This is a genomic window from Croceicoccus sp. YJ47, assembly GCF_016745095.1.
GTDB lineage: Bacteria > Pseudomonadota > Alphaproteobacteria > Sphingomonadales > Sphingomonadaceae > Croceicoccus.
The window spans coordinates 333,607-346,882 of record NZ_CP067087.1; the positions used below are offsets into that span (position 1 = coordinate 333,607).

The 13,276-nt window shown below is 64.2% G+C and carries 11 protein-coding genes and 1 tRNA gene; 5 read left to right on the top strand and 7 right to left on the bottom strand.

Translation table 11 applies throughout. The annotated features are described in order from the left end of the window. The first annotated feature begins 21 nt into the window (after positions 1–21). From mfd to JD971_RS01450, 5 genes are all read left to right on the top strand, one after another. Complete coding sequence (gene mfd / locus JD971_RS01430) at positions 22–3,528, top strand: transcription-repair coupling factor (RefSeq protein ID WP_202085475.1); 3,507 nt, start codon at positions 22–24, stop codon at positions 3,526–3,528. 70 nt (positions 3,529–3,598) lie between these two features. Then, positions 3,599–4,390 carry an NAD kinase gene (locus tag JD971_RS01435; protein ID WP_202085476.1) on the top strand — a complete coding sequence of 264 codons (792 nt, stop codon included), beginning with the start codon at positions 3,599–3,601 and terminating at the stop codon, positions 4,388–4,390. An 88-nt stretch (positions 4,391–4,478) separates the two neighbouring features. Further along, positions 4,479–4,553, top strand: a tRNA-Asn gene (locus tag JD971_RS01440). 471 nt (positions 4,554–5,024) lie between these two features. After that, entirely contained in the window at positions 5,025–5,318 is a 294-nt protein-coding gene (locus tag JD971_RS01445; RefSeq protein ID WP_202085477.1) for a hypothetical protein, read from the top strand. 53 nt (positions 5,319–5,371) lie between these two features. Then, complete coding sequence (locus JD971_RS01450) at positions 5,372–6,142, top strand: hypothetical protein (RefSeq protein WP_202085478.1); 771 nt, start codon at positions 5,372–5,374, stop codon at positions 6,140–6,142. 410 nt (positions 6,143–6,552) lie between these two features. Here JD971_RS01450 and dnaN read toward each other — a convergent pair whose 3' ends face one another. From dnaN to JD971_RS01485, 7 genes are all read right to left on the bottom strand, one after another. Further along, positions 6,553–7,689 carry a DNA polymerase III subunit beta gene (gene dnaN, locus JD971_RS01455; protein WP_202085479.1) on the bottom strand — a complete coding sequence of 379 codons (1,137 nt, stop codon included), beginning with the start codon at positions 7,687–7,689 and terminating at the stop codon, positions 6,553–6,555. Positions 7,690–7,846: 157 nt separating this feature from the next. Then, entirely contained in the window at positions 7,847–9,286 is a 1,440-nt protein-coding gene (locus JD971_RS01460) for an AMP nucleosidase (protein WP_202085480.1), read from the bottom strand. A gap of 172 nt (positions 9,287–9,458) precedes the next feature. Beyond that, entirely contained in the window at positions 9,459–10,079 is a 621-nt protein-coding gene (gene rplI / locus JD971_RS01465) for a 50S ribosomal protein L9 (protein WP_202085481.1), read from the bottom strand. Between the two features lie 12 nt (positions 10,080–10,091). Continuing rightward, on the bottom strand, positions 10,092–10,316 hold the full coding sequence (gene rpsR / locus JD971_RS01470) for a 30S ribosomal protein S18 (RefSeq protein ID WP_047821188.1): 225 nt from the start codon (positions 10,314–10,316) through the stop codon (positions 10,092–10,094). Next, positions 10,316–10,699, bottom strand: a complete 384-nt coding sequence (gene rpsF, locus JD971_RS01475; RefSeq protein WP_202085483.1) for a 30S ribosomal protein S6 — start codon at positions 10,697–10,699, stop codon at positions 10,316–10,318. Before rpsF ends, rpsR begins: the two co-directional genes overlap by 1 nt. A 144-nt stretch (positions 10,700–10,843) precedes the next feature. After that, a complete protein-coding gene (locus tag JD971_RS01480; RefSeq protein ID WP_202085486.1) occupies positions 10,844–11,782 on the bottom strand; it encodes a DUF808 domain-containing protein in 939 nt (312 codons plus the stop codon). A gap of 41 nt (positions 11,783–11,823) precedes the next feature. Then, positions 11,824–13,257, bottom strand: a complete 1,434-nt coding sequence (locus JD971_RS01485) for a glutamate ligase domain-containing protein (RefSeq protein ID WP_202085487.1) — start codon at positions 13,255–13,257, stop codon at positions 11,824–11,826. Positions 13,258–13,276: the final 19 nt, after the last annotated feature.

Genomic DNA, 13,276 nt, shown 5'->3' on the forward strand with positions numbered 1-13,276 from the left:
CCCGTTCGTCCCGAAGGACACATGGCCGAAATTTCCGATATCACCACCGCCCGGCGCCCGTTGGTGCTGTCCTCCCTCGCGCGCGGCGCGTTGCCGATGGTCATGGCCGATCTGGCGCGCGGGGCGAAGGGCCGCGCCGTGTTCATCGCCCCCGACGAACAGGCGATGGCCGCCGTCGCCGATGCGGCCCCGTTCTTTGCCCCCGAATTGCAGGTCATCGAATTCCCGGCGTGGGACTGCCTCCCCTATGACCGGTCGAGCCCGGCGCTCTCGGTCAGCGCACGCCGCCTCTCCGCGCTTCAGGCGTTGCAGCGGAAACGCAGCGGGCCGCAATTGCTCGTCACGACGGTCAATGCCGTGTTGCAGCGTGTCCTGACCCCGTTCCGCATCCGGGAGGCCACGCGCCTGCTCGAACCGGGCATGTCGGTCGGGCATGAAAGCCTGATCGCGCTGTTGCAGCGGCAGGGTTACAGCCGCGCCGACACCGCGATCGACGCAGGCGAATTCGCGGTGCGCGGCTCGATCTTCGACATCGTGCCGTCGGGCCTTGGCGAAAAGGACAAGCGATTGGGCCTCCGGCTCGATTTCTTCGGCGACGAGCTGGAGACATTGCGCCTCTACGATCCCGGCGATCAGCGCAGCACGGGTTCGGTAAAGAGCCACCTGCTGCTCCCTGCAAGCGAGGCGCTGCTCGACGACGATACGATTCGGCGGTTTCGCGGGCGTTATCGCGAAATGTTCGGCGCGGCAGCCACCTCCGACCCGCTCTATCAGGCGGTGAGCGAGGGCCGCCGGCAGGCCGGGATGGAGCACTGGCTGCCCCTGTTCGAGGAAAAGCTGTCCACGCTGTTCGACCATCTCGATCCGGACGATCTCGCGGTGGTGGATGGCGGGGCGATCCGGTCGGGCGAAACGCGGCTGGAAGAGATCGCCGACTATTTCCGCGCCCGCCGCGAAAGCGCCGCGCAGGCACCCGGCAGCTATCGTCCGCTGGCGCCCGAATCGCTCTATCTGGCGGAGGCGGAATGGACCGCGCGCATGGCGGAGCGGCCCATTCACCGCACCTCGATCTTCGCCGAGCCGGAAAGCGACGGCGTGGTCGATTTCGGGCTTCATTCCGCGCGCGATTTCGCCCCCGAACGCAGCCGCGGCGAGAACGTCTACGAAGCGGCGGCCGCTCACCTTGGAAAAGTGGCGAAGGGGGGCCGCAAACCCATCCTCGCCACCTATTCCGAAGGGTCGCGCGCCCGAATCGTCAGCCAGCTTGGCGAGGCGGGCAAGAGCGCGCCGGCCATCGCCGATGGATGGCAGGATGCGCTCGGCATCGCGGCGAAGGGCAAGGCGGTCGCTGTCGTGCTCCCGCTGGAATCCGGGTTTGCGAATGACGATCTCGATGTCCTGACCGAGCGCGACCTTCTGGGCGACCGGCTGGTCCGCCGCAAAAAGCGCAAGAAGGACGCCGATGCCTTCATGGCGGAGCTGGCCGCGCTCACGCCCGGCGATCTCGTCGTGCACATGGATCACGGGATCGGGCGCTACCTCGGTCTCGACCCGATCACCGTGGGCAAGAGCAAGCACGATTGCGTCACGCTCGAATATCACGGCGGGGACAAGCTTTATATCCCCGTCGAAAATCTCGACGTCTTGTCCCGCTACGGCAGCGAATCCGAAGGGGTCACGCTCGACAGGCTGGGCGGCGAGGCGTGGCAGAAGCGCAAGAGCCGGCTCAAGGAGCGCATCCGCGAAATCGCGCATGATTTGCTGCGCACGGCGGCGAAACGCGCGTTGCAGAAAGCGCCGGTGATCGAACCGGACGAGCAGAGCTATGCTCCCTTCGTCGATCGCTTCCCCTGGAACGAGACGGACGATCAGGAACGCGCCATCGGCGACGTGCTCGGCGATCTGGCCGATGGGCGGGCGATGGACCGGCTGGTGTGCGGCGATGTCGGTTTCGGCAAGACCGAAGTCGCCCTTCGTGCCGCCTTCGTCGCGGCGATGAGCGGGCGTCAGGTCGTGATGATCGCGCCCACCACCCTGCTCGCCCGGCAGCATTACAGCAATTTCGTCGAACGGTTCGGCGGCTTCCCGCTCAATATCGGGCGCCTGTCGCGGCTCGTTCCGGCGAAGGAAGCAACCGCGACGCGCGCGGGTCTTGCCGACGGCACCATCGACATCGTGGTCGGCACCCACGCGATCCTGTCCAAATCCGTCGCGTTCAAGCGGCTCGGCCTCGTCATCGTGGACGAGGAGCAGCGGTTCGGCGTTACGCACAAGGAAAAGCTGAAAGCGCTGCGGACCAATGTGCATGTCCTCACGCTGACCGCGACGCCGATCCCGCGCACCTTGCAGATGGCGATGTCGGGCCTGCGCGAATTGTCGGTGATACAGACCCCGCCGGTCGACCGGCTCGCCGTGCGGACCTATGTGATGGAATGGGACGACATGGTCATGCGGGAGGCTTTGCTGCGCGAACATCACCGCGGCGGGCAGAGTTTCATCGTCGTGCCGCGTATTTCGGACATGCCGGAAATCGAGGACTGGCTGCGCGAATACGTGCCGGAGGTGAAGGCCGTGTTCGCCCACGGGCAGATGGGCGCGAACGAGGTGGAAGAGCGCATGAGCGCCTTCTACGAAAAGAAATATGACGTGCTGCTTTCGACGACCATCGTGGAAAGCGGGCTCGACATTCCGTCGGCCAATACGATCATCATCCACCGTGCTGACCGGTTCGGCCTCGCGCAATTGTATCAGCTGCGCGGGCGGGTGGGCCGCTCGAAACTGCGCGCCTATGCCTATCTCACGCACACGCGCGGCGAACAATTGTCCGAGGTCGCGGAAAAGCGGCTCAAGGTGCTGGGCGATCTCGATTCGCTGGGCGCGGGGTTTCAGCTGGCGAGCCACGATCTCGACCATCGCGGCGCGGGCAATCTGCTCGGCGACGAACAATCGGGGCAGATCCGCGAGGTCGGCTTCGAACTGTACCAATCCATGCTGGAGGACGCGATTCTGGCCGCAAAGGCGGGCGATGCCGGGCTTGAGGAAGACCGCAGCGGGTTGTCGCCGCAGATCACCGTCGATGCGCCGATCATGATTCCGGAGGATTACGTCCCCGACCTCGCCGTGCGCATGGCGCTCTATCGCCGGTTGAACGATGCCGCCGACAGCGAAGCGATCGAGGCGCTCGCCGCCGAGATGATCGACCGGTTCGGTCCCCTCCCCTCCGCGACCGAAAACCTCGTCCGCCTGATCGAGATCAAGGCGCTCGCGGTGGAGGCCTGCATCGCGAAGATCGATGTCGGCGCACGCGGCACTCTGGTCAGTTTCCACAACGACAGCTTCCCCGAACCCGCCGGGCTCATCGCCTATGTCGAGCGGTTGAAGGGTACGGCGAAACTGCGGCCCGACATGAAGCTGGTCATCAACCGCGCGTGGAACGACCCGAAGGCGCGGCTCCACGGCCTGCACCAGCTGACCAAGGGGCTGGCGGGCGTCGTGCGGCGGGCGGCAAGGGCAAAATCACCGGCGTGAAGACGCGCCCGCGTTGCCAAGCCCGCCCCCGCCCCATAGGGTCGCGCGCCAAAGGGGAAGGATACGCCGCATGACCGAGCTGAAACCGATTTACGAAAAGCTCAGCCTGTTCGTGTCGCCGACCGAGCGTGCGCAGGAGGCCGCGGCCCCGCTGCGCGATGCGCATGACTGGGTCCCGCTCGCCGATGCGGATGCGATCGTGGTGCTCGGCGGCGACGGCTTCATGCTGACTGCGCTGCATACAATGCTCGATGCAGGGCGGATCGTGCCCGCCTACGGGCTCAATCTCGGCACGGTCGGCTTTCTCATGAACAGGTACAAGAGCGCCCGCCCGCTGATGGAGCGGCTCGCCCGCGCCAAACCGCTCACCGTGTCGCCGCTTTTCATGAAGGCCGTACGCCAGGACGGGTCGAGCTTCGAGAATTGCGCCATCAACGAGGTGTCGTTGCTGCGCGAAACGCGGCAGACGGCCAAGCTGGAGGTGTCGGTCGGCGGGAAGGTCCGCATTCCGGAACTCGCATGCGACGGGGTGCTGGTGGCGACGCCGGCGGGATCGACGGCCTATAATTTTTCGGCGAACGGCCCGATACTTCCGCTCGCATCGGGGCAGCTCGCCCTCACCCCGATCAGCGCGTTTCGCCCGCGCCGGTGGAAAGGCGCGATCCTGCCCGATCACCTGCCGATCGCCTTCCGCGTGCTGGAGGCAGAAAAACGCCCGGTTTCCGCCGTCGCCGATCAGAAGGAAGTGCGCAATATCGCCACGATCGAGGTCCGCGTCGCGCATGAGCGGGACCTCACCTTGCTGTTCGACCCGGGCCATAGCCTGGACGAGCGGATCGTGACCGAACAATTCGTGATCTGAACGAACATTTTTGCGATTTTTTGCAGGAGACGGCTTGTCAAAAATCTCAGCGCTGTTATACGCCCGGTCCTGCCTTGCAAAGGGCTGCTCCCCGATAGCTCAGCGGTAGAGTAGGTGACTGTTAATCACTTGGCCGTAGGTTCGAATCCTACTCGGGGAGCCACTATCTCTTTTCATCGACGTGCAATCTGGGGCAGGAACCTTGCGTTTCTGCTGTTTTTGCGCTGTCTGATGGTGCATGGAAGTGCATAAAAGAGCAGGTAATCGATACGCGCATGTGGGGCATGGATTCGGTCCTCACCTGTCACGGATATGTCGGGCCGGGGACGTCTCGGTGCCAGCATCGCGGATCATTACAACGACACGAAGGTGACGAGCGAGAACAGCACCACCTTTGCCGATAGAACGCAGCGTCGCATCTTCGAAGAACGCTTGCGCAGACATAATGCGGACGCCGCGCTCGGCTACGAGCTGGGGCGCTTTTCGGTCAGGCTCAATGTGCGGTATCACGGGCCATGGACCGATCGCAGCGGCAATGCGAACGGCGATATATTTCCGTGTTTCGGATCGATGGTGAGCGTGAATCGCGACATCAGTTCCCATGTGCGGCGCAGCATGCGCGCAGACCTCAGCCATGTGCGCAAACAGGTCGCGTTTCCTGCGCGTCGATGTCGAGCAGGTCGCATTCACCCGCAACGCGATCGAAGCTTTGAAGGCAATAATCGGCGGATATAGCCGGGTCGACACGGTGGCGGGCAGCACGCTCGCCAAGCTCGATTACGACAGCATGCAGGACGCTATGATCTCGGCCATGGCGGCACGGGGCGAAAATCGTCCGCACCGCCCTGCCCCGCAAGTCAGGCCAACATACTCACCGCCCACGAAGCGGCTTTCGATCGGCATCCGCGGCTCGGGCTCGTATTTTTGACGTATATAAGCCGCCGTGCCGGTCTGCGGATGCCCCTGCGGAAAATCGTCAGCATGGCACGCGCACCCGGCATCGATGCCATCGTCGCTGCGGCATACGGCCTTGATCCGGTCAATTTAACGCTCCCCGATTTCGAGGCCGATTTCGTGGGCCTGAACCTGCGCCAATGGATCGGAGCGCCGCTTGGCGTGGGGCTTCCTATATCCCGCATGGCCGTCATCCACATCGATCTGCACGTCCAGACCGTGACCGTCGATTTCGCCGCCTTGGTGAGCGTTGCCGCGGCCCTGCGGTTTCAGGTGGCAATAACGGCGCCGCGCCGTGCCGCGGGGGCTGCGGGCGCTGTGCAACCGCTGGGTCGCGGAATGCGCGACGATCGCGCTATCGAGGTGCTGTCCCCCGACGACCCGCGAATGCACGCGGGCATGACCGCGTTCCGGATGCGGGGGCAAACCTCGACCGAGGAGAACCGCACTCTGGCCGCGCAATTGCTCGACCGCTTCGGGATATTCACCGTCCTGCGCAGCGGATCGAACAGCGTTGCCTGCGTACGGGTTACACGGGCGCTGTTCGATTCGATGGCGGATGTCGATGCGCTGGCCGGTGCGCTGTGCCAGATTGCGCGCCTGATCCCGCTTCGCGCTCTGCTGATAAGCGAGAGGGCCCGGCGCATCGGCGACCGGGCCCTCTGTCGTTTACGGGATCAGCGACCGGCTTCGGCGTTGTTGCCCTGCTGCTGGCTCGCGGCCTTGGCCTGCGCTTCGGCCTGCATCCGCATGCCCACCTCGGTCAGTCGATTGCCGAAGCTCTTGGCGAGCGGCTGACACTCGGCATTGGCGGCGGGAAGGTCGCCGATGATCGTCGGCAATGCGTCATAGCTCATGACATCGCCGATCTTCTTGCCCGAGGACGCTTCGTAACGGCCCATGAAATAGGCCATGACCATGCCGATGCCGCGCTTCTGCTCCGGATCCTGCGCCTGCTCGCTGGCGAGAAGGGCCCACGCCGCACAGCGAAGGTTTTCTTCCGCGCCGTCCTGCGCGGCGGCCGGCATTGCCGACAGGGCGAGCGGGGCCGCCAGTGCGGTCATGGCGAGTTTCGTGATGGTCTTCATAAGATAATCTCCATATCGTTGGCCGCGCCATAGGAAATCGCGGCGCATAACCCAAGGGCCATGCACCGCGAATGGAGGGACACACATTGCGCGCCGATGAAGCGCCGGATCTTTAACCCGTCAAACGCGCATCGGCATGAGCACGTAGAGCGCCGGACTGTCCGAATTCTGCCGGATCAGCGTGGGCGCACCGGCATCGGCGAGGTGCAGCTCGACATTATCGCCCTCGATCTGGGCGAGAATATCCTTCAGATAATTGGCGTTGAACCCGATCTCCAGCCCTTCGGCGCTGTAATCCGCGGCCAGTTCCTCCGCCGCCGTGCCATTGTCGGGGCTGGTCACCGAAAGCGTGACGCGATCCTGGTCGAGCGCCATCTTCACCGCGCGGGTCTTTTCCGTGGCGATGGTGGCCACCCGGTCCACGCCGGAGAAAAAGCTCTTGGGATCGAGCTTCAGCAGCTTGTCATTGCCGGTCGGGATCACGCGGCTGTAATCGGGGAACGTCCCGTCGATCAGCTTGCTGGTGAGCACGATGCCGCCCTCCCCGCCCATGGTGAAGCGGATCTTCGACGCGGACAGATCGACCTGCACATTGGTGTCGAGCGATTCTTCGAGCAGCTTGCGCAATTCGGCGACGCATTTGCGCGGCACGATCACGTCGGGCATCCCCTCCGCCCCGTCCGGACGCGCCAGGGTAAAGCGCGCGAGCCGGTGCCCGTCGGTCGCCGCCGCCTTCAACACGGGCTGCCCGCCCGGCCCGTCCTCCGCCACGTGGAAGAAAATGCCATTGAGGTAGTAACGCGTCTCTTCGGTCGAAATCGCGAAGCGCGTCCGGTCGATGAGCTGCGCCAGCGTGGCAGCGGGAATCTCGAAGCTGGTCGGCAGGTCGCCTTCGACGATGGTCGGAAAATCGTCGCGCGGCAGGGTGGGAAGCTGAAACCGGCTGCGCCCTGCCTTTACCACCATGCGATTGTCCGCGGTTTCCAGGCTGACCTGCGAACCGTCGGGCAATTTGCGCGCGATGTCGAACAACAGATGCGCCGACACGGTAATCGCGCCGGCGCTTTCCACGCTGGCCGCGCTCATCGTTTCGACGACCTGCAGATCGAGGTCGGTGGCCATCACCTTCACCCCGCCATCGGAGGATGCATCGATCAGCACGTTGGACAGGATGGGGATGGTATTGCGCCGCTCCACCACCGATTGCACGTGGCTGAGACTGTGCAGCAGGGTCGCGCGTTCGATCGTGGCCTTCATTATACTCAATTCCCCCTGTGCCCGGCGGCGGACATGCGCGGTGCGGGCAAAGTTCAATACGGCCAAACTTTCTTAGCGCCCACGCGCATCGGGGCAAGGCGAACACACCGGGAACGCCGCGATTCGATTGCGTTTTGCGCGGAGTTTTCCCCCGCTGTCAGCGGAACGGCGGCTCGTTGAACGCACGCAGCTTGCGGCTGTGCAGGCGGGTGCCTTCCTCGCGCAGCAGGTCGCAGGTGCGGATGCCGATCTGCAGATGCGCGCCGATGGCCTCCTCGTAAAACTTGTTGGCCTGCCCCGGAAGCTTGATCTCGCCATGGATCGGCTTGTCCGACACGCAGAGCAGCGTCCCGTAAGGCACGCGGAAACGATAGCCCTGCGCCGCGATGGTGGCGCTTTCCATATCGATACCGACCGCGCGCGACAGTGAAAGGCGCCGCGCCGTCGTGCTGATCTGCAATTCCCAGTTGCGGTCGTCGGTCGTGACCACCGTGCCGGTCCGCATCCGCTGCTTGAGGCTGGCCCCTTCGGTCCCGCTCACATCCTCGGCTGCGGCGGCGAGCGCCTGCTGCACCTCGGCAATGGCGGGCAGGGGAATTTCGGGCGGCAGCACCGCGTCCAGCACGTGATCGTCGCGCAGATAGGCATGGGCGAGCACGTAATCGCCGATCTTTTGCGTCGGGCGCAAGCCGCCGCAATGCCCGATCATCAGCCACGCCTCAGGCCGCAACACGGCGAGATGGTCGGTAATCGTCTTCGCATTCGAAGGCCCGACGCCGATATTGACGAGCGTGATGCCGCTACGCCCTTCACCGATGAGGTGGTAGGCCGGCATCTGGTGCCGCCGCCACGCCGTATCGGAGAGAAGCCCGCGCGCGCCCGTCGTCTCTTGATCGATGAACAATCCGCCCGCCCCGGCGAGCGCCTGATACCGCCCCTGCCCGACCTGCGTGCCGGCCCATTCGACGAATTCGTCGACATAGCGGTGATAATTGGTGAACAGCACGTATTTCTGAAAATGGTCGGGGTCGGTGCCGGTATAATGCGCGAGGCGTGCCAAGCTGAAATCCGTGCGCAACCCGTCGAACAGCGAGAGCGGCATCGGATCGTCCGGATTGCCGATCTCGAACCCGTCGGCGAGTTCATCCCCGATCAGCGCGAGGTCGGTCGACGGAAAATGCCGCGCCAGCAATTGCGGGCTGACCCCGGCAAGATCGCGCCCCGCATTGCCGTCGAGGACGTAGGGAAACGGGATTTCCTGCCGCGAACGCTTCACGTCCACCTCGACCGGATAATCGGCCAGGATGAGCGAAAGCTGCTCCCGCAGATATTCGGCGAACAACCGCGGCCTGGTCACGGTGGTGTTGTAATGCCCCCGCCGGTTGAGCCGCCCGAACGCGCGCGAAATATCCGACGGGTCGCCATCCCCCTTATAGGTGAGGCGCAGTTCGGGGTAGCAATAGCTGCCGTCGCTTCGCCGGGTGGAGGATGGCAGGCTGCCATCATTGGCAAAGGCGGCAATGTCGGCGCGGAGCCGTTCGACCGCCTCGTCGTGCAGGCGGGTCAGTTCGGCAATGATCGTATCGGGTGTATCCATCGGCGGCAGATAGCGCGCAATATCCTACATTTCAAAGGCAGACTGCACCGTTTTTCGATCCACGCCGATTCCGGCACGAACCACGATTCCGCGATCGGATACGAAAACGGGCGCGGCACCCATCCGGATACCGCGCCCGTATTTTTCCGACCAACGGCCGAAAAGCGACCGATCAGGCCTGCTCTTCGCCCTCGGCTTCGTCTTCTGCGGATTCCTCCGGCTCGCCAGCGATTTCGCCCGGCTCGGCATTGGGATCACGCTCTTCGGTGAAGCCGCCGGTGTTCTGCGATTCTTCTTCGAACATCTGCGCCATCACGTCGATGCCCTGCGCCTGCAGCTCGGCTTCGTCGTCCGAACGGGCGACATTGGCCTTCACCGAGACGCTGACTTCGGGGTGAAGCACGACGCGCACGTCGAACATGCCGATGGTCTTGATCGGGCCGTCGAGCACGATCTGCGACTTGTTCACCTCGTGGCCCTTTTCGGTCAGGGCCGCGGCGATGTCGCGCACGTTGACCGAACCGTAAAGCTGACCCGAGTTGGACGATGCACGGATGAGGACGATTTCCTCGCCGTCGATCTTCTTGCCCTGCGCTTCGGCAGCGGTCCGCTTTTCGGCGTTTTCGGCTTCGAGCCGTTCGCGATTCGCCTCGAACACCTTGCGGTTCGATTCGTTGGCGCGAAGGGCCTTCTTATTGGGGAGCAGGAAATTGCGCGCGTAGCCGTCCTTGACGGACACGACATCGCCGATGCTGCCCAGCTTCTCGATACGTTCGAGGAGGATGATATCCATGGGTTTTCCTCCTTACTTCACGATATAGGGCAGCAGGCCGATGTGGCGTGCGCGCTTGATCGCCTTCGACAGCTCGCGCTGCTTCTTGGCGGACACCGCGGTGATGCGGCTGGGAACGATCTTGCCACGCTCGGACATGAAGCCCTGCAGCAGGCGCACGTCCTTGTAATCGATGGCGGGCGCGTTCTTTGCGGAGAACGGGCAGCTCTTGCGACGACGGAAGAAAGGACGGGCCATTAGCGGTCTCCCCGGCGGTTGCCGCCGCGATCGCCACGATCGCCGCCACGGCGGTCACGGTCGTTCTTGCGCATCATGACGGAGGGTTCGTTGTCCATCTCGTCGATGCGGATGGTCATGTAGCGGATGACGTCTTCGTTGATGCGCGTCTGGCGCTCCAGCTCGGCAACGACGCCGGTGGGGGCGTCGATGTTCAGCATCACGAAATGCGCCTTGCGGTTGCGCTGAATCTTGTAGGCGAGGTTCTTCAGGCCCCAGGTTTCCGTGCGGACAACCTTGCCGTCATTGGCCTCGACGATTTCGGTGGCGGTGTTCGCAAGCGCATCGACCTGAGCCTGGCTCAGATCCTGACGCGCAAGGAACACATGCTCGTAAAGCGGCATGCGCTCGTTCCTTTTACTCTAACCGATCGCTGGCGTGTCCGCACCATTGCGGGGCCCCTCCGGCTTTCTTCGTGTTCCCGCAATGCAGGAACGTCCCGTGCCATACACGAGGCGGCGCCAGATGCAAGCCTTAGGCATGCACGCTCAATGCGCGCCGATGCGAAACACCTTGTGCAGGAGAATCGCGATCACGAACCCCAGTGCCAGCCCCACCAATGCCGACACGGTCGCATAGCTCAACCAGCCCAGCACGCCGGACAATGCGCCAGTGGCCATTTCAACGTGGTGCTGAATGTCATGGACGACATGCGCCGGCCCCGGCACGCCCAGCTCCTCCAGCCCGTGCAGGATGATCCCGCCGCCGACCCACAGCATGGCGATCGTCCCGATGAACGACAGCGCGTGCAGGAGAAACGGCATCCCTTTCAGCATGAGCCGCCCGGCCCGCTGCGACAGCGCGCTGCTTTTCTGCGACAGGTACAGCCCGATGTCGTCCATCTTCACGATGAGCGCGACCGCGCCATAGACCACGACGGTAATCCCGATCCCGATGATGGCCAGCACCGCCGCCCGCGACAGCAGCGTTTCCGCCGCCACGGAATTGAGCGTGATGGCCATGATCTCGGCCGAGAGAATGAGATCGGTGCGGATCGCCGCCGATGCGCGTTCGTTTTCGAAGGCGGCAGGATCCTCGATCGGTTCGTCGATGGTCTTGCCCTGTTTCTTCGCGCCGAGCTTCTCCATCACCTTTTCCGCCCCTTCGTAGGACAGGTAGCACCCGCCCAGCATCAGGATCGGCGTGATGGTCCAGGGCAGGAATTCGCTGAGCAGAAGCGCGGCGGGCAGGAGGATGATCAGCTTGTTGAAGAAGCTGCCCTTGGCGATGCGCCACACGATGGGCAATTCGCGCTTGGGCGAAAGGCCGGTGACGTAGGACGGCGCGACGGCGGCATCGTCGATGACCACGCCGGCCGCCTTCGTCCCTGCGCGCGATGCGGCAATGCCGACGTCGTCGACCGAGGCCGCCGCGGCGCGCGCGATCACCGCAATATCGTCGAACAACGCTACCAGACCTGTGGCCAATGCAATTCCCCTTCAAATGTCCTGCCGCGGGCGACGCCCGTTCAGCGGTCGAGCCGCATCAGCAGATCGTGCGCAAACTGGCTCAGCGTATCGTCGCGCGCGCCCATGATCACGATGCGGTCGCCGGCTTGCGCGATCTGCACTATCCGATCCGCGCAATCGCCACGGTCCGCGATATGTTCGGCATTGCCGCCGCTTTCATTGATGGCGGCCACGATCCGTTCCGAACCGACCGAACGATCGGTGGTTCCCCCGAAATAGACCGGGTCGGAAAAGATCACCCTGTCGTCGGTGTTCAGAACCTTCGCGAAGGTTTCGGCCAGTTCCATGCCCATTTGCCGCAACGGGCCATATCCGTGCGGCTGAAAAAAGGCGATGACGCGGCCCGGATGCGCCTTCAGCGTGCGGAGCGTTGCGGCGCATTTTTCCGGGTTGTGGCCGAAATCGTCGATGACGGTGATGTTGCGCGCACTCGTGCCGACGACATCGAAGCGCCGCCGCAACCCTTCGAACCGGGACAATGCGGCGACGGCATCGGCAACGGACACGCCCGCGGCATCGGCGGCGGCAATCGCGGCCAGCGCATTGGCGAGATTGTGGCGCCCCGGCTGCTTCAATTGCAGATCGTGGCGCGTATCGGCACGGCGGTCGACGATCGTGGCGTCGATGCCGGTCGGCTTCTGCACGATGGTGCCGGGCACGACGCCGATGTCGGCCTCTTCATTGTCGATGGCAAAACGGGTGACGGCCTGCGCACGGGCGGCGAGTGCCATGCTCTCCGCATCGTCGGCATTGATCGCGCCGCGCGGCGCGACCGCCAGGAAATTGCCGAACAGGCTGCGCAATTCGTCCATGCTCTTGTGGTCGAGGCTGACATTCAGCAACACCGCCACGCCGGGGCGGTAGAGCGCGATGGACCCGTCGCTTTCATCCACCTCCGCCACGAACATGCCGCCATCGCCGGTGCGCGCGCTGGCAAAGGGCGCGTCGTCGGCGACGAAATTCTTCATCACCGCGCCGTTCATGATGGTGGGGTCGCGCCCCGCCTCCGCCATGATCCAGCCGGTCATGCCCGTCACGGTCGATTTTCCGCTGGTCCCGCCGATGGCAATGGAATCGGGCGCGGCATTGAACAGTTCGGCGAGTAATTCGGCCCGGCTCATCCGCGCACAGCCAAGATCGCGCGCGCGCGCCACCTCCGGCACGCTATCCTCGATCGCGGCGCTTGCGATCAACACCTGCTCGGCGCTCGTCACCCCGCTGCCGTCCTGCGGGAACAGGGCAATGCCCTGCCGTTCGAGCCATGCGAACTTCGCCGCGCTGCGTCCGGCATCGAAACTGCGGTCGGACCCGCCGATGTCCGCCCCCCGCGCCCGCAGGATACAGGCCAGCGGCAGCATCCCCGATCCGCCGATCCCGCAAAAGAAGAACGGGCGCGAAAGAAGGTCGGACGGTTTGGCAATATTGTCGGTCATCGCCGCTGTGGCTATTGGC